Raw genomic sequence first — 20,081 nt, 5'->3', positions numbered from 1 at the left:
AGATCGATGCCGCCGGCAGGACGCCGGGACCTTGGCGCCAAGCGCCCGCGCTTTGCACGCTCGAAAAGGCGTCGCAGGCGGGTTCTCCACAGACTCGCTCCTCCGACTTCGGGGTGGACGCCTGAGTCAGGCCGGGACTTGCGGGCAGGCGAGCCGAGTCCGAGGGCGGCAGACCCGGAATCAGCGCTCGGCGGCAGGCACGCGAGGTCGTTTGCAAAGGCGGAGCACGGATAGAAGGCTCCGCCGCTGTCGCCGCCAGCCCGGTTGGGGAACCGCGTTCTGCAGGCTGCGCGAGCGCGTCGCCTCTTGCCGCCAGGGGCGGGTTACGGTCGCCGCTTCCATGGAGCCCACCGCCGGGAGGCGTGCCTGAGAGTTCATCGGACGTGGCTGTTCGCCTCGTCGCTGCGCGGATAGACCTCGTTCATCGGTCGCGTGGTGCCGTCGGGCAGAACGAGGCGCACATGGCGGCGGCGCATCTTGCGCGGCTCGCTGACTCCCACCGAATGGGCGATCGTCTCGACCTCGTCGATCACCGCACGCGCATAGCGAGCCACGCGGGTGTATTTCCGCTCGGCTACGAGCCCCTTCTGCAGGCGCGGGTCATGGGTGGTGATGCCGGTGGGGCAGGTGTTGCGATTGCACTTGAGCGCCTGGATGCATCCAAGCGCAAACATGAAGCCGCGCGCCGAGACAACGAAATCGGCCCCCGCCGCGATCGCCCAGGCCACGTCGCCGGGATTGACCAGCTTGCCACTGGCCACAAGGCGGATCCGGTCATGCAGGCCGTTGATGTCGCGCAGGTCCGACACCATCAAGAGCGCCTCGCGGATCGGCAGGCCCACGAGGTCGATCAGCGGCATTGGCGCGGCGCCGGTCCCGCCCTCACCGCCATCGATGGTGATGAAGTCGGGCGCCGCCGTTGCGCCGCGCTCGCGGATCAGCCGGAACAAGTCCTCGAAGGGTTCGGGCCCGCCGACCACCGTCTTGAAACCCACGGGCTTGCCGGTGACCTTGCGGATGTGGTGGATCATGTCGAGCATATCCCCCCAGTCGTCTACCTCGGCATGGCGGTTCGGCGAATAGCTATCGTGGCCCAGGGGTATGCCGCGGATCGCGGCGATCTCGGCATTGATCTTGGCGGCGGGCAGGATACCGCCCTTGCCGGGCTTGGCCCCCTGGCTGAGCTTGATCTCGAACATCCGGATCTGCGGCTGCGCCGCCACCTCGCGCAGCCGTTCGTCGGACATCCGGCCCGCGGCGTCGCGCACGCCGTATTTGGCGGTGCCGATCTGGTAGACGAGATCGCAGCCGGCAGCCAGGTGATAGGGCGACACGCCCCCCTCGCCGGTATTCAGCCAAATCCCTGCCTGGGCCGCGCCACGCGCCAGCGCCTCGACCGCCGGCTTCGATATCGCCCCGTAGCTCATGCCCGAGATGTTGAAAATCGACGGCGCGACGAAAGGATGCCGCGCATAGGGGCCGATCTCCATCGGCTCGGTTGCGGCGAATTGGTTTTCGAGCGGCGGGAAGGCCGCATTCACGAAGATCGGCGTGCCGGGGATGCCGAGATTGCGGGACGACCCGAACGCCACGGTGTTGCCCTGCCCCTCGCCCGCGCGGGTCACCCAGTCCCGCTGGGCGCGGTTGAAGGGCATCTCTTCACGGTCCATCGCAAAGAAATACTGCCGGAAGAACTCGCCCAGCGCGGTGAAAAGATGCCGGAACCGGCCGATCACCGGGTAGTTGCGCCGGATCGCGTCACCCGTCTGGGTGCGGTCGACCAGGAAGACCAGCAGCACAACCAGGACCATGATGCCGAGGACCAGCGCGAAGGCGCCCGCCATGATCTGCAGCGCGTAATAGGCCCAGCCCATCATCCCTCCAACCCCGCCCGCGGACGGTTGACCTCGATCAAGGAGCAGCCCCGCCCCGGCGATACAGTGGCCGCACAGGCGACACGACACAAGCCCGCGCGCCGGGCCGCAGGGGAGGAAGACATGAAGGGATTTGCCGCCGCCATCGTGATGGCGATCGGCGCCTTCTCGGCCCAGGCCGAGGGCGTCGTCACCTATACCGTGGACCAGAGCTTCGACGACGTGGCATTCGGGCTGGAAAACGCGGTGCTGGGCCAGGGCCTGGTGATCGACAGTGTCAGCCACACCGGCGACATGCTGGAACGCACCAAGGCCGATGTGGGCTCGGACGTCACGATCTTTATCAAGGCCGACATCTTCAGTTTCTGCTCGGCGGCGCTGTCGCGCAAGGTGATGGAAGCCGACCCGATGAACGTGCAGTTCTGCCCCTACGACATCTTCGTTCTGCAGTATCCCGAAACCCCCGACCAGACCACGATCGGCTACCGGCAGCTCCCGGAAGGCCCGATGAAAGAGGTCGAGGCGCTGCTGGACACCATCGCGCGCGAGGCCGTGGGGATGGACTGAATCCTGCGTTCCGCTCACGGGCGTTCAACGCAGGTCAACGTATTTTTACATGACTTCGTGCGCCAGCCGGGCTTAGCGCGGCGCGCGATATCGTCAAACCATCCTCAGAGCGGATCGGCGGAAAACCCCGCTCATCTGCGCCCTACGTCCCGGCGTAGTTGCCAAAATCCAGCGATTGGATAGGCCACACATCAAGGGAGACACTCATGCTTCGCAGAACATTTCTGTCGGTAACCGCCGCCTCTTTCATCGCCGCCCCCGCCTTCGCCGGCGACACCATGTCCAAGGACATTGTGACCATCGCCTCTGAGTCGGATCAATTCACCACGCTCGTCGCGGCCGTGTCGGCCGCAGGCCTCGTCGATACCCTGAAAGGAGAAGGCCCGTTCACCGTCTTCGCTCCGACCGACGACGCCTTCGCCGCGCTGCCCGAGGGCACGCTTGACGAACTGCTGAAGCCCGAGAACAAGGACCAGCTGACCGCCATCCTCACCTATCACGTCGTCCCTGGAAAGGTGATGTCCGGCGACCTGTCCGACGGTATGACGGCCGCGACGGTCGAGGGTTCGGAAGTGACCATTGGCACCGAGGGCGGCGTGACCGTGGACGGTGCGAGCGTCGTTTCCGCGGATATCGAGGCGTCGAATGGCGTGATCCATGTGATCGACCAGGTGATCCTGCCCGGCGCCGATATGTAAGGGCGCAGGAACAGACAGTAACCGGGGGCGGGCTCCGGCCCGTCCCTGCCTTTGTGTACCCGATAGAACGGGGGAGTCATCCATGAAGCGAAGAGCCGCCATCCGCATGCTGGCCGCGACCGGCCTCGCGGCAACGCTCGCCGCCTGCGCGCCGATGCAATCCGAACCCGACATCGTAGACATCGCGGCGTCCAACGAAGAATTCTCGACCCTGGTCACGGCCGTACAGGCCGCCGGCCTCGTCGATACGCTGAAGGGCGACGGCCCGTTCACCGTCTTCGCTCCAACAAACGCCGCCTTCGACGCCCTGCCGGCGAACACGGTCGAGACGCTCTTGCGGCCCGAGAACCGAGAACGGCTGGTGTCGGTGCTAACCTACCATGTCGTGCCCGGCGCCGTGACGTCGGATCAACTGGCCGGCCAGAGGCTGCGCGTCGCGACGGTGCAAGGCGACACGGTTCATGTCGACGGCACGCGTGGCGTCCGTGTGAACAAGTCACGCGTCACCACCGCCGACATCATGGCCTCGAACGGGGTCATCCACGTCGTCGACCGCGTTCTGCTGCCGCCGAAGCACTGAATCCTCGGCATGCGCAAAAGAAACGCCCGCCCCGTTGGCGATTGGGGCGGGCGTCTTGGTTCGGCAGTTCAAGCGCCTAGTGAACGACTGCGTCCTCGGGCTTCGGTCGGTTCGAGCCGACCACCCGGTCGCCGATGATCAGCCCATCGGCCCCAGCGGTCACGCTGAGGGTATCGCCGTCGCGCACCTCGCCGGCCAGGATCATCTCGGCCAGCCGGTCCTGAAGGGCCTTCTGGATCACCCGTTTCAGCGGCCGCGCGCCGTAGACCGGGTCGTAGCCCGCGTCCGCCAGCCACTTCTCGGCATCGGCGTCCAGATCCAGCCCGATCTTGCGCGCCGCCAGTCGCTTCTGCAGCCGGCGCAACTGGATCTCGACGATCCCGGTCATGTCGTCCCGGGTCAGCCTGTCGAACACCACCATCTCGTCCAGCCGGTTCAGGAACTCCGGCCGGAAATGCGCGCGCACCGCATCCATCACGTCCCGCTTGGCCTGGCTCGCATCCGCGTTCTCGGGCAACTGGCTCAGCGCCTGGCTTCCCAGGTTCGAGGTCAGCACGATCAGCGTCTGCTTGAAGTCGACCTTGCGGCCCTGCCCGTCGGTCAGGACGCCATCGTCCAGCACCTGCAACAGCACGTTGAAGACCTCCGGGTGCGCCTTCTCGACCTCGTCGAACAGCACCACCTGGTAGGGGCGCCGGCGCACGGCCTCGGTCAGCACGCCGCCCTCGTCGTACCCGACATAACCCGGAGGCGCGCCGATCAGGCGGGCGACGGAATGCTTCTCCATGAACTCGGACATGTCGATGCGCACCATCGCCTGGTCGTCGTCGAACAAGTACTCGGCCACGGCCTTGGTCAACTCGGTCTTGCCGACGCCGGTGGGGCCGAGGAACAGGAACGAACCCAGCGGCCGGTTCTCGTCGTTGAGCCCCGCACGCGCCCGGCGCACGGCATTGGCCACCGCCTGCACGGCGGCCTTCTGGCCGATCACCCGCTTGCCCAGTTCCTCTTCCATGCGCAGCAGCTTTTCGCGCTCGCCCTCCAGCATCTTGGAGGTCGGAATGCCGGTCCAGCGTTCGACCACCTGGGCAATCTGCTCGGGCCGCACCGCCTCTTCGACCAGCACGTCGTCCTCCTGCGCCTCGGCCTCGGCGAGCTGCTTTTCAAGCTGCGGGATTACCCCGTAGGAGAGTTCCCCGGCGCGGGCCAGGTTGCCCTCGCGCTTGGCGTGGTCGAGTTCCGCCCGCGCCCGGTCGAGCTGTTCCTTCAACTCGCGCGCACTGTCGAGGCGATCCCGCTCGGCCTGCCATTGCGCCGTCAGCGTGGCCGACTCCTGCTGCATGTCGGCCAGTTCCTGCTCCAGCTTGGCGAGCCGATCCTTGGAGGCCGCGTCGTCCTCTTTCCGCAGCGCCTCGGCCTCGATCTGTTTCTGGAGGATGTCGCGGTCCAGCGCGTCCAGTTCCTCGGGCTTGGAATCCACCTCCATCCGCAGCCGGCTGGCGGCTTCGTCCACCAGGTCGATCGCCTTGTCCGGCAGGAACCGGTCGGTGATGTAGCGATGGCTCAGCGTAGCGGCAGCCACCAGCGCGGCGTCGGAGATTCGCACCCCGTGGTGCAACTCGTATTTCTCCTTGATGCCGCGCAGGATCGACACGGTGTCCTCCACCGTCGGCTCCTCGACGAAAAGCGGCTGAAACCGCCGCGCCAGCGCCGCGTCCTTCTCCACATGCTTGCGGTACTCGTCGAGCGTGGTCGCCCCGATACAGTGCAACTCGCCACGGGCCAGTGCCGGCTTGATCAGGTTGGCTGCGTCCATCGCGCCCTCGGACTTGCCGGCGCCGACCAGCGTGTGCATCTCGTCGATGAATAGGATGATCTCACCCGCCGCGGCAGTGATCTCGCTCAGTACCGACTTCAGCCGTTCCTCGAACTCGCCGCGATATTTCGCGCCTGCGATCAGCGCACCCATATCCAGCGACAACAGACGCTTGTCCTTCAGGCTTTCGGGCACGTCGCCATTGACGATCCTCAGCGCCAGCCCCTCGGCGATGGCGGTCTTGCCGACGCCGGGCTCACCAATCAGGACGGGGTTGTTTTTGGTCCGGCGGCTCAGCACCTGCATCGCGCGGCGGATTTCCTCGTCGCGACCGATGATCGGGTCGATCTTGCCTTCCTCGGCCGCCTCGGTCAGGTCGCGCGCGTATTTCTTCAGCGCCTCATAGCCCTCCTCGGCCGACGCCGTGTCGGCAGTGCGGCCCTTGCGGATGTCGTTGATCGCGGCGTTGAGGGCCTGCGCGCTCACCGCGCCCGCATCCAGCGCGTCCTTCGCCTTGGACGGCACCATCGCCAGCGCCATCAGCACGCGCTCGACCGGCACGAAGCTGTCGCCCGCCTTCTTGGCAAGCTTCTCGGCCTCGTCCAGCACGCGGCCGGTGGACTGGTCCAGGAAGGTCTGGCCCGCATCGCCCGACACCTTGGCCATCTTGGTCAGTGCCGTATCGACGGCCTCGGCCACACGCTCGGGCGCGCCGCCCGCGCGGCGGATGAGGTTGGAGGCCATCCCCTCCTCGTCGTCCATCAGTGCCTTGAGCAGATGTTCGGGCGCGAGCCGCTGGTGGCTTTCGCGCATCGCGATGGTCTGGGCCGCTTGCAGGAATCCCCGCGACCGCTCCGTGAACTTTTCCAGGTTCATCGGCTGTTCTCCTTTTTACAAGCCCCCTGTTCGCGCGGCGCCCGTCCTGCGGCACGCCTTGCTCCGGGTCTTCGGAAAAGAAAATGGGTGCCGGCCACCCGGCTGACAAGATGACGGCCGGCGAAAGAGTTGCAAATCGGCAACATCGACTATACGCGTCGGGCAAGGGCGACAGGAAGCACGATGAAGACAACGAAGGCGGCGGTGCCTTGGTCCGGCCCGCTTGACACCTGCCCCGTGCGCGCGCAGACCCGGCGCGCGGAACGGAGCCAGACGATGACCGAAACTACCCCCACCGATGACCGCCTGATCGTGGCCCTCGATGTGCCCGACGCCCATGCCGGGCACATGCTCGCCAACCGCATCGGCGACGCCGTGTCATTCTACAAGATCGGCCTCGGGATGCTGACCGGCGGCGGCCTTGCGCTGGCGCAGGAGCTCAAGGACCAGCACGGCAAGCGCATCTTTCTCGACATGAAGCTCTTCGACATAGGCGCGACGGTCGAGGCGGCGGTGCGCGGCCTTGCCCGCTTCGAGCTTGATTTTCTGACGGTCCACGGCGACCCGCACGTGGTGCGGGCGGCACGCGAAGGCACCGGCGCGTCGGGTATGCAAATCCTCGCCGTCACGATCCTGACCTCGCTCGACCGGCTCGATCTCGACGCCGGGCTGATCCGGCCGGGCCATCTGTCCGAAATCGTGTTGGAACGCGCGCAGCGGGCCTTCGCCGCCGGGGCCGACGGGGTGATCGCCAGCCCGCAGGAGGCGGCGATGATCCGCGCCCTTCCAGAGGCGGCGAGCAAGCTGATCGTCACGCCGGGGGTGCGGCCCGCAGGCTCGGCGCTGGGCGACCAGAAACGCGTGGCGGCGCCGGCACGAGCCATCGCCGACGGGGCCGACCACATCGTGGTCGGGCGCCCGATCTGGCAGGCGCCCGACCCGCGCACCGCGGCCCTGGCGGTGCGGGCGGAGCTGCCATGAGCGGCATCAGTCGTCGTTGATGTCGCGGTCCCAGATCTTGACCTGCCCCTTGCGCACGCCCAGCGCGGCACGCAGCGCGAGCCAGGCGGCAAGAGAGATCAGCGCGGCGATCAGCACCAGCCACGGCCAGCCGAGATCGAGCCCCGCCCACATCGCGAGCCCGACCGCGCCCACGCCGATGGCGAACCCCGAGAACACGTAAGCCGGCACGATCAGTTCGAGGATCGCCAAGGCGACCGCCGCGGCCAGCCAGACCCACCACATTTCGAGAAACGACATCACCCCCCTCGCCCCTTCAGCATCCGGAACGCGTCGGCGAAAGCATCCATCGCGTGCGCCGGCACGATAATCGTCTGCTTGCCCTGTCCCTCGCCCACCTTGGTCAGCGCCTCGACCTGTTTCAGCGCAACCTGGTATTGCGCGGCCTCCAGCCCGTTATCGGCGATCGCCTGTGCCACGACCTGCGTCGCATAGGCCTCGGCCTCGGCCGAGATGCGGCGGGCCTTGGCCTCCTGCTCGGCGGCGTAGAGCTCGGCATCGGCCTGCAGCTCGACCGCGCGCTTCTTGCCCTCGGCCTCGGTCACATGGGCGCGCCGCGCCCGTTCGGCATTGAGCTGCTGCAGCATCGCCTCGCGCGTCGCGGCATCGAGGTTCACGTCCAGGATCTCGGCCCGGGTCACCTCGATCCCCCAGTTCTCGACCGCGTCCTCCACGCTCTCCTTGATCGTCTGGATCAGCTCGGACCGGTTCGACTGCACCTGGTCGAGCTCCATCTTGCCGATCTCGGCCCGCACGATGCCCGCCACCGTGGTCGAGATCGCCCCGTCGATGTCGCGGATCCGGTAGACCGTCTTTTCCGGCTCGAGGATGCGATAAAACACGCTGGTTTCGACCTGCACCAGCACGTTGTCGGCGGTGATCGCATCCTGGCTGGCATTAGGCAGCTGGCGTTCCAGGATCGAGATTTTGTGCGCCACCCGGTCCAGGAATGGCACGATGAAGTTGATCCCCGGCCCCAGCACCGAGCGCAGCCTGCCGAACCGTTCGACCACGTGCTTTTCCGACTGCGGCACGATCCGCACCCCCAGCACCACGCAGAGGATGACGAAGGCCGCGAGCAGCAGCACCACGAGGTTGCCGCCGAAAAGTGCGGCGAGAAAATCTTCCAAGTTCATCTGCCCGTCCTCGTTCGAGTCTCTGGTTTCGATTATGGAACGCTCGCGCCCGGCAAGGAAGACTTGCGCCGGGCACGCGCCCGCGCGCATCATGGGCGCGAAGCTAGCCGAAAATATGCAGCATCCGTGTCACGTACCGGATTCCCGCCATGCCCGCCCTGTGCCGCGACTGCCTGACCGCGTTCGACGCGGGCCACCGCTGCCCCGCCTGCGGGCGGCTGCGCGTGATCGCTCACCCCGAGCTGTTCGACCTCGCGATCGCGCATATCGACTGCGACGCCTTCTACGCGGCGGTGGAAAAACGCGACAATCCCGAGTTGCGCGACAAGCCGGTGATCGTGGGCGGCGGCCGGCGCGGTGTCGTGTCGACCGCCTGCTACATCGCCCGCATCCGCGGCGTGCACTCGGCGATGCCGATGTTCAAGGCGCTCGCCCTCTGCCCCGACGCGGTCGTCGTGAAGCCCCGCGGGGCGGCCTATGCCGAAGCCTCGCGGGCGATCCGCGCGATGATGGAGGAGTTGACGCCGGCGGTGGAACCGCTTGCCCTCGACGAGGCGTTCCTCGATCTCTCGGGCACGTCCAGGCTGCACGGCGCGCCCCCCGCGCTCTTGCTCGCGCGGCTCGTCAAGCGCATGGAGGACGAGCTTGGTCTGACCGGGTCGGTCGGCCTGTCCCACAACAAGTTCCTTGCCAAGATCGCCTCCGATCTCGACAAGCCGCGCGGCTTTGCCGTGATCGGACGCGCCGAGACCGAAAGGTTTCTCGCCGACAAGCCGGTGCGAATGATCTGGGGGGTCGGGGCAAGCGGTCAGGCGGCGCTGGAAAAGGCGGGCATTCGTACCTTCGCCGATCTGCGGCGCTGGGATCGGCAAGACCTGCACGCGCGCTTCGGATCCATGGGCGACCGCCTGTTCCGCCTCGCCCGCGGCGAGGATGCGCGCCGCGTGTCGCCGAACGCGCCGGTCAAGAGCATCTCGAACGAGACGACGTTTTCGGAGGATATCGCCGACCCGGACCTGCTCGACGGCCATATCTGGCGCATGGCCGAAAAGGTCGCGGATCGCGCCAAGGCCAAGGGGCGGGCCGGCCGGGTTGTGACGCTCAAGCTCAAGCGCGCCGACCACCGCCTCGTGACCCGGCGCCACGCGCTGGCCGACGCCACCCAGATCGCGGACCGCATCTACCGCGAGGCGCGCGCGCTGTTCGACAGGTCCGGCGAAACCGGTCCGGTCCGGTTGGTGGGCGTGGGACTGTCGGACATCGTGCCCGCCGCGGGGGCCGATCTCTCGGGCGATCTGCTCGATCCGCAGGCGGCAGCGCGCGCCCGGGCCGAACGGGCCAGCGACGCGATACGCGCCCGGTTCGGCGCACAGGCGATCCTCAAGGGCCGCGCGCTGCGTTAGCCGCAGCGCGGCCGAGACCCGTGGCAACGGAAGTCGACGGAGGCCACGGCCGCAAAGAGCGCCCTCACTCGGCGGCCAGCGGCACCTCTTTTGCCCGCCCGATCTCGGCCAGGTCGGCGACCACGGATCCCATAAGCCGCCGGAAATCGTCGAATCCGCGGTTCGGCCGCACCTCCGCCTCGTCCATGTAGAGCGAGCGGTCGATTTCGACCTGAATGGCGTGCTGGCGCCGGGTGGGCCGCCCGTAGCGCTGGGTGATATAGGCGCCGGCGAAGGGCGCGTTGCGGCCGACGCGCAGACCGGCTGCGCTGAACGCCGCCTCGACGCGGTCGACCAGTTCGGCCTCTGCAGAGGCTCCGAAGCGATCGCCGAGCACGACATCGGGGCGCTGCCGCGCCCCCGCGGCGATGCTCTCGATCGCCTCGCGCGGCATCGAATGGCAGTCGATCAGGATCGCTTCTCCGAAATGGGCCTGCGCCCGACCCAGCAGCCCCTGCAATTCCGCGTGATAGGGGCGCCAGTAGGTCGCGATCCGCGCTTCGGCCTCGCGCAGCCCGATCTTGCCGCGATAGATCGCCCGCCCATTCGCCACGACCCGCGGGATCACCCCCAGGCCGGAACTGATTCGCGGGTTGTGGCCCGCAAGCCGCGCCCCCTCGACCACCGCAGGGTCCAGTTCCTCGGCCGACCGGTTCAGATCGACGAAGGCGCGTGGCGCATTGGCCGCGATCAGCGGTGCGCCATGGGTCGGCGCATCGGCGAACAGCAAATCGACGAAGGCGTCCTCCGACGACCGGATCGCACGCTCGTCCAGACTCGTCTGACGGAGGAACGACCACGGGTATTCGCGCCCACTGTGGGGCGAGGAAAACACCACGCTCGTCGACGGCCACTCGGGCCGGAACAACCTGTAGGCACTCACCGCGGTCGGCCCTCCTTTCGTCTGTTTATAGCGGCAAGACGGCGCCGGCCAAAAGCCCTTGAACGATCTCGCGACTCCTTTTATAGACCTGCGAACCGACGCGGTCCTGCCCGCGTCCGTTTTCTTTCGGACGGCGGGATCGGTTGGTGCGGGCGGTTAGCTCAGCGGTAGAGCACTACGTTGACATCGTAGGGGCCACTGGTTCGATCCCAGTACCGCCCACCATCGAATTCGGCCCCGCGGGGCCGTGGCCGCAACCCAAAGGCGCACCGACGCGCCGCGACATGAGGAGACGACCGATGAAGGTCCGCAACTCGCTCCGCTCGCTCAAGCAGCGTCACCGCGACTGCCGCGTTGTGCGCCGCAAGGGCCGGGTCTACGTCATCAACAAGACCCAGCGCCGCTTCAAGGCCCGTCAGGGCTGAGCGGACACCGCCACGGAAACGAGCATGACAGGCCCCGGCGCGATCGCCGGGGCCTTTTCCTTTGCTCCGCAGGGCTTGCGATAGGTCAAGGTCAGGAGCATCGCAAAACTGCAACAGAGCATTGCGATACAAGCGCAATCAAATCGGGGCACGAGCTGGCATGACGTCACCCAACGGGCAGCACAAGTCCGCGCATCCCTACGAAACCTTCGACCGCGCCAGCCGGGCGCTTCTGGCGCGGGCCATCGGCGGGTCTTCTCCCAACGCGGCCTTCGCAGCGTGGGCGGACTGGGCCAGCCACCTTGCCCGCGCCCCGGGCCGCCAGCTGGAACTGGCCGAGCACGCCATGCGATCGGCTGTCAAGCTGGCGACCCACGCCGCGGCGGGCGGGCGGACCGACCCGCCCTTCGCGCCGCGCCGCGGCGACCGCCGTTTCGACCATCCGGGCTGGGAAACGCCGCCCTTCAGCCTCTGGAAACAGGGCTTTCTTGCCTGTCAGGACTGGTGGGAGCACGCGACCGAACCGGCGCGCGGAACCGACCCGCACGACGCCGAGCGCGTGGCCTTCATGGCGCGCCAGGCACTCGACGTCGTTTCGCCCTCGAACGCGCCGCTGACCAATCCCGAGATCCTGCAGAAGACCCTGGAAAGCGGCGGCGTCAACCTCGCCCGCGGCGCAAGCTTCCTTGGACGCGACATCACGGCACGTCTGGCCGGCGAGGGACCGCGCCCGCCCAACGGCGCCTACGAGGTGGGCCGCAACCTGGCCTGCACGCCGGGCGACGTGGTCTACCGCAACGAACTCTTCGAACTGATCCAGTACACGCCGCAAACCGAGACCGTTCACCCCGAGCCGATCCTGATCGTGCCGGCCTGGATCATGAAATACTACATCCTCGACCTGAGCCCCGAGAACTCGCTGATCCGCTACCTCGTCGGGCAAGGCTTCACGGTGTTCGCGATCTCCTGGGTCAACCCGACCGAAGCGAATCGCAACGTCTCGCTCGATGATTATCGGCGACAGGGGGTCATGGCCGCGCTGGACGCCGTAACCCGGATCGTGCCCGGCCGCCGCGTTCATTCCTGCGGCTATTGCCTGGGCGGCACGATCCTCGCGATCGCGGCGGCAACCATGGCACGCGACGGCGACGACCGGCTGGCCTCGATCACGCTGCTGGCCGCGCAGACCGATTTCACGGAGGCCGGCGAGTTGATGCTGTTTCTCGACGAAAGCCAGGTCGCCTTCCTCGAGGACATGATGTGGGACCAGGGCTATCTCGACCAGAAGCAGATGGCCGGCGCGTTCCGGGCGCTGCGGGCCGAGGAACTGATCTGGTCACGCTATGTCCGACGCTATTTCCTGGGCGAGGACGAGCCCGATTTCGATATCGCCGTCTGGAACGCGGATGCGACGCGCATGCCGGCACGCATGCACTCCGAATACCTGCGCGGCCTGTTCATGGAGAACCGGCTGACATCGGGGCGTTTCGCCGTCGACGGACGGGTGATCGCGCTGAAGGACATCGACGCGCCGCTCTTCGTGATCGGCACCGAGAAGGACCACATCGCCCCCTGGCACTCGGTCTACAAGGTGACGCTCTTTACCGAGTCCGAACTGACCTTCGTGCTGACCAGGGGCGGACATAACGGGGGCATCCTTTCCGAACCGGGCCACCGGGGCCGGCACTACCGGATCGGGCATCGCACGGCGGAATCGACCTACATGGACCCTGACACCTGGTTCGAGCGGCATCCCGCCAAGGAAGGCTCATGGTGGCCCGAATGGAGCGCCTGGCTGGCCGAGAAGAGCGGTAAGGAGAAGGGGCCACCGCCAAGTCTTGGTGCGCCCGAGACCGAGTTGCCGCCCCTGGGGCCGGCGCCCGGTACCTACGTGTTCCAGAAGTAAGGCTCGGCAAGGCTTCCGCACGGCAGGGCCGCGGCACGGCGATGCGATGCCGGTTTCGCCTCGGTCTGCGGCAAGGCGACCCGCCGGGGGCGCTGCCCCCGGACCCCCGGAGTATTTGAACCAAGAAGAAGCGCCTGAGCGGGGGCCGACGGCCATAGGACAGCATGGCGCGGAGCAGGCGCGGCGCGCTAGCCGTAGCTGCGCCGGTCGTCGATGACCTTGCCGTCATTGGGCAGGGTGCCCGGCGCCACGAGTTCCACCTTGCCCTTGAGTTTCAGCACCTCCACAACGCTCGCCTCGAATGCGGCGGCGTCCGTCGCCGCGGTTTCGAACTGAACGGTCATCGTGTCCATCTCGCCGTCGCGCCCCGCGATCACCCGCGCCCGCGCCACCTCGGGGTGACGCGCGACGAGATCGGCCACCTGTTCGGGACGCACGAACATGCCCTTGATCTTGGTTGTCTGATCGGCGCGGCCCATCCAGCCCTTGATCCGCATGTTCGTCCGACCGCAGGGCGAGCGGCCCGGCAGAACCGCCGAGAGGTCTCCTGTGGCGAACCGGACCAGCGGGTAATCGGGGTTGAGCGTGGTCACGACGACCTCGCCCACCTCGCCGTCCGGCAAGGGGTCGCCCGTGCCGGGGCGCACGATCTCGACTATCACCCCCTCGTCGACGATCATGCCCGAGGGCAGATTGGCCGGGAAATCGGGCGGCGGGCTTTCATAGGCGATATTGCCCAGATCGGCCGTGGCGTAGCACTGCAGGCAGGCAATCCCGCGGTCCGCGTATTCCTGGCGCAGCGAGGGGAAGAGCGCCCCCCCGGAGACGGCAGCCCGCGTGATGCGCGACAGATCCAGCCCCATCTCGTCAGCCTTGTCGAGAATGACCTTTAGATAATCGGGAGTACCGGCATAGACTGTGACGCCGATGTCATGGGCGGCGCGCGCCTGCAACTCGGTCTGGCCGGTGCCGGCGGGCAGCACCACCGCGCCGACCGCACGCGCGCCGTTCTCGAAGATCATCCCTGCAGGCGTGAGGTGATAGCCGAAGCAGTTCTGCACGATGTCGCCGTGGCCGACCCCGCAGGCGGACAGGAACCGGCCCAGACGCCACCAATTGGTGGACACGCAGCCTGGCTCATAGATCGGTCCGGGGGACTGGAAGACGTGGTCGAATCGAGAAGCCGGCCAGGCCGTGAAACCGCCGAAAGGCGGCCGGTCGCCCTGCGCGCCGGCCAGCGTCGATTTGCGCAGGACCGGCAGCGCGGTCAACGCCTCGGGCCCGGTGATCTCTTCCGGGTCCACCTCGGCCAGGGCCGCGCCATAGCCCGGCAGACCTTTCGCCGTGGCGATCTGCGCGGGCAGGCACTGGGCGATGGAGGCGGAACGCTCGTCGGGCGAACGGGTTTCGAGGCTGTCGAAATGGGCGCTCATGGCTCATCCTTCCAGTCACTGGAGCGGCGGGTGGCCGGCAGCCTGCGCCCGGCCGCGGCGCAGGTCAACTCAGCCACCGCTTGCGGCGGCGGTAGCTGCGCACGTCACGGAAGCTCTTGCGGCCCTCTTCGGCCATTCCGAGGTAGAACTCCTTGACGTCGGGGTTCTCGCGCAGGTCGGCCGCGGGGCCGTCCATCACGATGCGGCCCGATTCCAGAATGTAGCCGCAATGGGCGTAACGCAGGGCGACGTTGGTGTTCTGCTCGGCCAGCAGGAATGTAACGCCCTCGTTCTCGTTCACCGATTTGACGATCTCGAAAATCTGCTCGACGAGCTGCGGCGCGAGGCCCATCGAGGGCTCGTCCAGCAGGATCGTCTCTGGGCGGGACATCAGCGCCCGCCCGATCGCCGTCATCTGCTGCTCGCCGCCCGAGGCGTAGCCCGCCTGGGATTTCCGGCGTTCCTTGAGCCTGGGGAAATAGGAATAGACCATCTCGAGATCGGTCTGGATCGCGGCCTTGTCGCTGCGGGTATAGGCGCCGGTCAGAAGGTTCTCCTCCACCGTGAGGTGTTCGAAGCAGTGGCGTCCCTCCATCACCTGGATCACACCCATCTTGACCAGATCAGACGGGCCGAGGTCCTGCACCCTCTGACCACGATAGACGATGGAGCCCTTGGTGACCTCGCCGCGCTCGGAATACAGAAGGTTGGAGATCGCCTTGAGCGTGGTGGTCTTGCCCGCGCCGTTCCCCCCCAGAAGCGCGGTGATGCCGCCCTTGGGCACCGAAAGCGACACGCCCTTCAGCACCAGGATCACGTGGTTGTAGATCACTTCGATGTTGTTGACCTCAAGAAGCGTCTCTTGGGTATGGCCAGCGTCGAGCATTCCCGGTGGGTCCCTTCGAATTCCGGATGAACCCGGCGCAGGCCCGATTGCCCGCGCCGGGACAGGTTCAGGTCAGTCGCAGCGAAGTTCGATGTCGTTCTCGTCTGCGAAGGCCATCGAGTCCTCCTCTACGAGCGGCTGGATGATCTCGTCGTCGGGGGCGATATAGTCGGTCAGTGCGCCCCATTCCCCGTCGGAGGCGTTCCACTGCTGGACAATGCCCATGCCCGAGCCGCCATGGTCGGAACAGCTGACAGTGAATTCCGGGCCGATACCAGGAGCGCCCAGCGCCTCCATTTTCGCTTCGGTCATCTCCAGCGCCTCCATCCCGTCGCGCATCATCGCCGCGGTGATATCGGGCGTCCCGTGGATTTCCTGCGCGGTCTTGGCGGCCTCGACAGCAAGCATCGCGGCATACATCCCGCGGGTATAGAGCACCTTGCCCACGTTCGAGCCGTCACCGGCGGCAAGCCCCGCGTCGATCACGTATTCCTGGATGTCGTCAAAGACCGGGTAATCGGAGATGCGGTTCATGTTCAGCGCCTTGTAGCCATCGGCGGCGTCCCCGGCGGGCGTCACGTCATGCTCGGCCCCTGCCCACCAGTTGCCGATGAAGTTCTCCATCGGGAAACGGATGTTGGCGGCCTCCTGCACGGCGACCTGGTTCATCACGCCCCAGCCCCACATGATCACGTAGTCCGGCCGTTCACGCCGGATCTGCAGCCACTGGGACTTCTGCTCCTGGCCGGGATGATCGACCGGGATCGCGTTGAACTCGTAGCCGTGCTTTTCGGAAAGCTGCTCCAGCGTCCGGATCGGCTCCTTGCCATAGGCGGAGTTGTGATAGAGTAGCGTGATCTTCTTGTCGCCCAGATCGCCGCCGTTCTCGTCCAGCAGGTACTTGATCGCCACCGAGGCCGCGTCCCAGTAGTTGGCCGGGTAGTTGAACACCCACTCGAACACCTTGCCGTTCGCCGCCGAGGTGCGGCCATACCCCATGGTGTGGAGCGGAATGCCGTCGGCCGAGACCTTGGGGATCAGCTGGTAGGTGATGCCGGTCGACAGCGGCTGGTAGATCAGCGCGCCCTCGCCCTTGGTCGCCTCATAGCACTCCACGCCCTTCTCGGTGTTGTAGGCGGTTTCGCACTCGATCACGCGCGCCGTCACGCCGCCGATGCCGCCGTCGCGCTCGTTCACCAGCGTGAAGTAATCCTGGTAGCCGTCCGAGAACGGAACGCCGCCCGCGGCGTAAGGGCCGGTGCGATAGCTGAGGTCGGGAAAGACGAGATCGGCCAGCGCCGGGCTTGCGGCCAAAACCGCGCCGAGGGCCGCGGATGCCAGTTTCAGGTTCATGTGGTCTCCTCCCAAATTTGAACCGTGCCGGGTTGACCCGGCTTTTCGCGCGTCTCTCCGTTCCCTAGTGCGGAAACGGCCAAAGCCTGAGCTTCTCCTTGGCGATCCGCCAGAGTTGGGCCAACCCGTGCGGCTCGGCAATCAGGAAGACGATGATGAGCGCCCCCACGATCATCAGCTGCAGATGCGCCGTCAGGTCCGTGGGCCAGCCCAGCCCCCCCACCAGCGCGTTCTTCAGCAGGACCGGCAGCAACACGAGGAAAGCCGCGCCGGCAAAACTGCCGAAGATCGAGCCGAGCCCGCCGATGATCACCATGAAAAGGATCAGGAACGATTTCTGGATGCCAAATGCCTCGCCCACCTCGACCGCGCCCAGGTAGACGGCAAAGAACAGCGCCCCGGCAATCCCGATATAGAAGGACGATACGGCGAAGGCGGTCAGCTTGGCCTTCAGCGGGTTCACCCCGATGATCTCGGCGGCGATGTCCATGTCGCGGATCGCCATCCAGGACCGGCCCAGCGTACCGCGCGTCATGTTCCGCGCGGCCCAGGCCAGTACCACCACGAAGACGAGACAGATGAGATATTTTGCCCAGGCCGTCGTCTCGGGTCCGGTGACCGCGATGCCCAAAACCGTGCGCTCGGGCGCCGAGATCTGGCCCGAGGCCGAGTAGTTGTAGAACCAAGGCACCTTGTTGAAGAGCCAGACCAGGAAGAATTGCGCGGCCAGCGTCGCGACCGCCAGGTAGAAGCCCTTGATTCTGAGCGAGGGCAGCCCGAAGATCACGCCGACGCCCGCGGTGATGACCCCCGCCAGGATCACGTGGATCACGATGCTCACGTCGGGAAAAGCCGTCATCAGCTTGTAGCAGGCATAGGCCCCCACAGCCATGAACCCGCCAGTGCCCAGGCTCACCTGCCCGCAATACCCCGTCAGAATGTTCAACCCGATCGTCGCGATGGCGTAGATCAGGAAAGGCACGAAGATCGCGTTGGCCCAGTAATCGTCGATGATGAAGGGGATGACCGCGAAGGCGACGACGAGGACCGCGTAATACCGGAAGCGGTCGAACCCGATCGGGAACGTCTGGTTGTCGTCCACGTAGGACGTCTTGAAGTCGCCGGCTTCGCGATAGAACATGTCAGGCGATCTCCCTCGTGAACTCGGGTCTGCGTCGGGCGCGCACGGGCGCGGGTTTCAGTTGCCGGCGCTTTCCGCCGACAATCCGCACCCAGCAGAGCATGCCCGTGAGGAACCCGCCGAAGGCGAGGACGGCATAGGTGGCCGGCATCCAGGCCGCGCCGTCCAGCGACGTCAGGGCCAGGAAGGTGAAGGCGTAGAAGAACCCCCAACCGGTGACGCAGGAGATGGCGTAGAGCTTTTGCATCTTTCACACCCTTTCGATGATCTTCTCCCCGAACAGGCCCTGCGGCCTGAACACGAGGAACACTAGGGCGAGCACATAGGCGAACCAGTTCTCGGTGGCGCCGCCGATCATCGGCCCGATGGTGAATTCGAAGAGCTTTTCGCCCACCCCGATGATCAGCCCCCCGACGATGGCGCCCGGGATCGAGGTGAACCCCCCGAGCATCAGAACCGGCAGCGCCTTGAGCGCGATCAGCGACAGCGAGAACTGCACCCCCGATTTCGCGCCCCACATGATCCCCGCGACCAACGCGACGAACCCCGCGATGGACCAGACCAGCACCCAGATGAAGCGAAGGCTGATCCCCACGCTGAGCGCGGCCTGGTGGTCGTCCGCCACCGCCCTCAGCGCACGACCCTGCTTGGAGTACTGCGAGAACAGCGTCAGCGAGATCACGAGGATCGCGGCGACCAGCGCCGCCACGATATCGAGCTTGTCGATGAAGAAGCCGTAGAAGCCCTCGCCGCCCAGCGCCGCGGTTTTCTCCTCGATCCAGAAACTGCCTCCCTGCGGTAGTCCGACATCCAGCGTCTTGATGTCCGACCCCCACATGATATCGCCGAAGCCTTCCAGGAAATAGGCAAGCCCGATGGTGGCCATGAATAGGATGATCGGTTCCTGGTTGACCAAGTGTTTCAGGATGAACTTCTCGATCGCGATGGCGAGCAGGATCATCACGCCCACGGTCAGGACGATCGCGACGATGGCGGGCAGTTCCCAGCCGAAATGGTGCACCTCCGTGCCGAAGGTCGCGTTGATGAGATGCGCGAAGGGCACCTGCCCCTCCTGCAGCCCGACCAGCGTGAGCGCGGCGAATAGCGCCAGCACGCCTTGCGCGTAGTTGAAGATGCCCGACGCCTTGAAGATCAGGACGAAGCCCAGCGCGACCAGCGCGTAGAGCACGCCGGCCATGAGCCCGTTGATCATGACCTCGATGGCATACAGGAACTGGTCGGGCATCAGCAGGCCTCCTTCCGGTGGCGGGTGCAGGTCGGGCGCTCACTCATGGGTCACCCCCAGATAGGCGTCGATCACTTCCTTGTTGTTGCGAACCTCATCGGGCGTGCCGTCGCCGATCTTCTTGCCGTAATCCATCACGACGACGCGGTCGGACAGGTCCATCACCACGCCCATGTCGTGCTCGATCAGCACGATGGTGGTGCCGAACTCGTCGTTCACGTCGAGGATGAAGCGGGACATGTCCTCCTTCTCCTCGACATTCATACCCGCCATCGGCTCGTCCAGCAGCAGAAGCCGCGGCTCGGCGGCGAGCGCCCGGCCCAGTTCCACCCGCTTCTGAAGGCCATAGGGCAAGCGGCCCACCGGCGTCTTGCGGATGTGCTGGATTTCCAGGAAGTCGATGATCTTCTCGACGGCGGCGCGGTTCTCGGTCTCCTCGGCCTCGGCCTTGCCCCTCCATAGCGCCTGGCTCAGAAGCCCCGCCTTCATCCGGGTGATCCGCCCGGTCATGATGTTGTCGAGCGTCGACATGCCCTTGAACAGCGCGATGTTCTGGAAGGTCCGCGCGATGCCCTGCTGGGCGACCTTGTAGGGGCGCATCTGCGGGCGCCGCTTGCCCTCGAACCAGACCTCGCCCTCGGTCGGCGTGTAGAAGCCGGAGATGACGTTCAGCATCGAGGACTTGCCCGCCCCGTTCGGCCCGATGATCGCGCGGATCTCGCCCTCGCGGATGTCGAAGCTGATATCCTTGATCGCCACCACGCCCCCGAATTTCAGCGTAATGTGCTTCAACTCCATC

Annotated in this window: 19 protein-coding genes and 1 tRNA gene; 8 read left to right on the top strand and 12 right to left on the bottom strand. The window is 66.3% G+C overall.

Going from position 1 to position 20,081, the window contains the following annotated elements; all coding sequences use genetic code 11:
• Window positions 1-374: 374 nt before the first annotated feature.
• Window positions 375-1,874: an FMN-binding glutamate synthase family protein gene (locus BUR28_RS14200; RefSeq protein WP_074220723.1), complete on the bottom strand. Its 1,500-nt coding sequence runs from the start codon at window positions 1,872-1,874 to the stop codon at window positions 375-377.
• 123 nt (window positions 1,875-1,997) lie between these two features.
• Between BUR28_RS14200 and BUR28_RS14195 the strand changes: the two genes are divergently transcribed.
• The 3 genes from BUR28_RS14195 (at window position 1,998) to BUR28_RS14185 (ending at window position 3,719) form a co-directional block, all read left to right on the top strand.
• Complete coding sequence (locus tag BUR28_RS14195; RefSeq protein WP_074220722.1) at window positions 1,998-2,441, top strand: DUF302 domain-containing protein; 444 nt, start codon at window positions 1,998-2,000, stop codon at window positions 2,439-2,441.
• A 206-nt stretch (window positions 2,442-2,647) separates the two neighbouring features.
• A complete protein-coding gene (locus tag BUR28_RS14190) occupies window positions 2,648-3,139 on the top strand; it encodes a fasciclin domain-containing protein (protein WP_074220721.1) in 492 nt (163 codons plus the stop codon).
• An 82-nt stretch (window positions 3,140-3,221) separates the two neighbouring features.
• Window positions 3,222-3,719, top strand: coding sequence for a fasciclin domain-containing protein (locus tag BUR28_RS14185; RefSeq protein ID WP_074220720.1), 498 nt, complete (start codon window positions 3,222-3,224; stop codon window positions 3,717-3,719).
• Between the two features lie 76 nt (window positions 3,720-3,795).
• Here the strand turns inward: BUR28_RS14185 and clpB are convergent, their stop codons facing one another.
• Entirely contained in the window at window positions 3,796-6,411 is a 2,616-nt protein-coding gene (gene clpB, locus BUR28_RS14180; RefSeq protein ID WP_074220719.1) for an ATP-dependent chaperone ClpB, read from the bottom strand.
• 276 nt (window positions 6,412-6,687) lie between these two features.
• Here clpB and pyrF point away from each other — a divergent pair, with 276 nt between their 5' ends.
• Window positions 6,688-7,392, top strand: a complete 705-nt coding sequence (gene pyrF / locus BUR28_RS14175) for an orotidine-5'-phosphate decarboxylase (RefSeq protein WP_074221670.1) — start codon at window positions 6,688-6,690, stop codon at window positions 7,390-7,392.
• A 6-nt stretch (window positions 7,393-7,398) separates the two neighbouring features.
• Here the strand turns inward: pyrF and BUR28_RS14170 are convergent, their stop codons facing one another.
• Together BUR28_RS14170 and BUR28_RS14165 are read right to left on the bottom strand one after the other, a co-directional pair.
• On the bottom strand, window positions 7,399-7,671 hold the full coding sequence (locus BUR28_RS14170; RefSeq protein WP_074220718.1) for a hypothetical protein: 273 nt from the start codon (window positions 7,669-7,671) through the stop codon (window positions 7,399-7,401).
• Window positions 7,671-8,567 (bottom strand): SPFH domain-containing protein, encoded by an 897-nt coding sequence (locus tag BUR28_RS14165; protein ID WP_074221669.1) that lies wholly within the window; start codon window positions 8,565-8,567, stop codon window positions 7,671-7,673. Before BUR28_RS14165 ends, BUR28_RS14170 begins: the two co-directional genes overlap by 1 nt.
• A gap of 149 nt (window positions 8,568-8,716) precedes the next feature.
• Here BUR28_RS14165 and BUR28_RS14160 point away from each other — a divergent pair, with 149 nt between their 5' ends.
• Window positions 8,717-9,970, top strand: coding sequence for a DNA polymerase IV (locus BUR28_RS14160; RefSeq protein ID WP_074220717.1), 1,254 nt, complete (start codon window positions 8,717-8,719; stop codon window positions 9,968-9,970).
• Window positions 9,971-10,034: 64 nt separating this feature from the next.
• Here BUR28_RS14160 and BUR28_RS14155 read toward each other — a convergent pair whose 3' ends face one another.
• Window positions 10,035-10,892: an N-formylglutamate amidohydrolase gene (locus tag BUR28_RS14155; RefSeq protein ID WP_074220716.1), complete on the bottom strand. Its 858-nt coding sequence runs from the start codon at window positions 10,890-10,892 to the stop codon at window positions 10,035-10,037.
• A gap of 150 nt (window positions 10,893-11,042) precedes the next feature.
• Between BUR28_RS14155 and BUR28_RS14150 the strand changes: the two genes are divergently transcribed.
• From BUR28_RS14150 to BUR28_RS14140, 3 genes are all read left to right on the top strand, one after another.
• A tRNA-Val gene (locus BUR28_RS14150) sits at window positions 11,043-11,117 on the top strand.
• Window positions 11,118-11,191: 74 nt separating this feature from the next.
• A complete protein-coding gene (gene ykgO / locus BUR28_RS14145) occupies window positions 11,192-11,317 on the top strand; it encodes a type B 50S ribosomal protein L36 (RefSeq protein WP_010141322.1) in 126 nt (41 codons plus the stop codon).
• Between the two features lie 160 nt (window positions 11,318-11,477).
• Complete coding sequence (locus BUR28_RS14140; RefSeq protein ID WP_083626657.1) at window positions 11,478-13,223, top strand: PHA/PHB synthase family protein; 1,746 nt, start codon at window positions 11,478-11,480, stop codon at window positions 13,221-13,223.
• A 188-nt stretch (window positions 13,224-13,411) separates the two neighbouring features.
• Here BUR28_RS14140 and BUR28_RS14135 read toward each other — a convergent pair whose 3' ends face one another.
• The 7 genes from BUR28_RS14135 to BUR28_RS14105 all read right to left on the bottom strand — a co-directional run bounded on the left by BUR28_RS14135 (window position 13,412) and on the right by BUR28_RS14105 (window position 20,080).
• Window positions 13,412-14,656: a phenylacetate--CoA ligase family protein gene (locus tag BUR28_RS14135; RefSeq protein WP_074220714.1), complete on the bottom strand. Its 1,245-nt coding sequence runs from the start codon at window positions 14,654-14,656 to the stop codon at window positions 13,412-13,414.
• Between the two features lie 64 nt (window positions 14,657-14,720).
• Entirely contained in the window at window positions 14,721-15,542 is an 822-nt protein-coding gene (locus BUR28_RS14130; protein ID WP_074220713.1) for an ABC transporter ATP-binding protein, read from the bottom strand.
• 72 nt (window positions 15,543-15,614) lie between these two features.
• Window positions 15,615-16,895 carry an ABC transporter substrate-binding protein gene (locus tag BUR28_RS14125; protein WP_074220712.1) on the bottom strand — a complete coding sequence of 427 codons (1,281 nt, stop codon included), beginning with the start codon at window positions 16,893-16,895 and terminating at the stop codon, window positions 15,615-15,617.
• A gap of 64 nt (window positions 16,896-16,959) precedes the next feature.
• Window positions 16,960-18,036, bottom strand: a complete 1,077-nt coding sequence (locus BUR28_RS14120; RefSeq protein ID WP_074220711.1) for a branched-chain amino acid ABC transporter permease — start codon at window positions 18,034-18,036, stop codon at window positions 16,960-16,962.
• A 1-nt stretch (window position 18,037) separates the two neighbouring features.
• Window positions 18,038-18,283 carry a hypothetical protein gene (locus BUR28_RS14115; RefSeq protein ID WP_074220710.1) on the bottom strand — a complete coding sequence of 82 codons (246 nt, stop codon included), beginning with the start codon at window positions 18,281-18,283 and terminating at the stop codon, window positions 18,038-18,040.
• Between the two features lie 3 nt (window positions 18,284-18,286).
• Window positions 18,287-19,282: a branched-chain amino acid ABC transporter permease gene (locus BUR28_RS14110; protein ID WP_074220709.1), complete on the bottom strand. Its 996-nt coding sequence runs from the start codon at window positions 19,280-19,282 to the stop codon at window positions 18,287-18,289.
• A gap of 39 nt (window positions 19,283-19,321) precedes the next feature.
• The gene (locus tag BUR28_RS14105) at window positions 19,322-20,080 is read right to left on the bottom strand and encodes an ABC transporter ATP-binding protein (RefSeq protein ID WP_074221668.1); all 759 of its coding nucleotides are present in this window, start codon (window positions 20,078-20,080) and stop codon (window positions 19,322-19,324) included.
• Between the last annotated feature and the right edge of the window lies 1 nt (window position 20,081).

Source organism: Rhodovulum sp. ES.010, from assembly GCF_900142935.1.
GTDB lineage: Bacteria > Pseudomonadota > Alphaproteobacteria > Rhodobacterales > Rhodobacteraceae > Rhodovulum.
Note: the sequence above shows the minus strand (reverse complement) of the source record. Positions and strands in the feature narration are given on the sequence as shown.

What these genes read in the sequence shown, in the direction of transcription:
- BUR28_RS14140 (WP_083626657.1), top strand. Translation starts at nt 11,478, where the DNA reads ATGACGTCACCCAACGGGCAGCACAAGTCCGCGCATCCCTACGAAACC.
- BUR28_RS14105 (WP_074221668.1), bottom strand. Translation starts at nt 20,080, where the DNA reads ATGGAGTTGAAGCACATTACGCTGAAATTCGGGGGCGTGGTGGCGATC.
- clpB (WP_074220719.1), bottom strand. Translation starts at nt 6,411, where the DNA reads ATGAACCTGGAAAAGTTCACGGAGCGGTCGCGGGGATTCCTGCAAGCG.
- pyrF (WP_074221670.1), top strand. Translation starts at nt 6,688, where the DNA reads ATGACCGAAACTACCCCCACCGATGACCGCCTGATCGTGGCCCTCGAT.
- BUR28_RS14120 (WP_074220711.1), bottom strand. Translation starts at nt 18,036, where the DNA reads ATGTTCTATCGCGAAGCCGGCGACTTCAAGACGTCCTACGTGGACGAC.
- BUR28_RS14125 (WP_074220712.1), bottom strand. Translation starts at nt 16,895, where the DNA reads ATGAACCTGAAACTGGCATCCGCGGCCCTCGGCGCGGTTTTGGCCGCA.
- BUR28_RS14185 (WP_074220720.1), top strand. Translation starts at nt 3,222, where the DNA reads ATGAAGCGAAGAGCCGCCATCCGCATGCTGGCCGCGACCGGCCTCGCG.
- BUR28_RS14110 (WP_074220709.1), bottom strand. Translation starts at nt 19,282, where the DNA reads ATGCCCGACCAGTTCCTGTATGCCATCGAGGTCATGATCAACGGGCTC.
- BUR28_RS14190 (WP_074220721.1), top strand. Translation starts at nt 2,648, where the DNA reads ATGCTTCGCAGAACATTTCTGTCGGTAACCGCCGCCTCTTTCATCGCC.
- BUR28_RS14200 (WP_074220723.1), bottom strand. Translation starts at nt 1,874, where the DNA reads ATGGGCTGGGCCTATTACGCGCTGCAGATCATGGCGGGCGCCTTCGCG.
- BUR28_RS14165 (WP_074221669.1), bottom strand. Translation starts at nt 8,567, where the DNA reads ATGAACTTGGAAGATTTTCTCGCCGCACTTTTCGGCGGCAACCTCGTG.
- BUR28_RS14135 (WP_074220714.1), bottom strand. Translation starts at nt 14,656, where the DNA reads ATGAGCGCCCATTTCGACAGCCTCGAAACCCGTTCGCCCGACGAGCGT.
- BUR28_RS14130 (WP_074220713.1), bottom strand. Translation starts at nt 15,542, where the DNA reads ATGCTCGACGCTGGCCATACCCAAGAGACGCTTCTTGAGGTCAACAAC.
- BUR28_RS14170 (WP_074220718.1), bottom strand. Translation starts at nt 7,671, where the DNA reads ATGTCGTTTCTCGAAATGTGGTGGGTCTGGCTGGCCGCGGCGGTCGCC.
- BUR28_RS14115 (WP_074220710.1), bottom strand. Translation starts at nt 18,283, where the DNA reads ATGCAAAAGCTCTACGCCATCTCCTGCGTCACCGGTTGGGGGTTCTTC.
- BUR28_RS14160 (WP_074220717.1), top strand. Translation starts at nt 8,717, where the DNA reads ATGCCCGCCCTGTGCCGCGACTGCCTGACCGCGTTCGACGCGGGCCAC.
- BUR28_RS14195 (WP_074220722.1), top strand. Translation starts at nt 1,998, where the DNA reads ATGAAGGGATTTGCCGCCGCCATCGTGATGGCGATCGGCGCCTTCTCG.
- ykgO (WP_010141322.1), top strand. Translation starts at nt 11,192, where the DNA reads ATGAAGGTCCGCAACTCGCTCCGCTCGCTCAAGCAGCGTCACCGCGAC.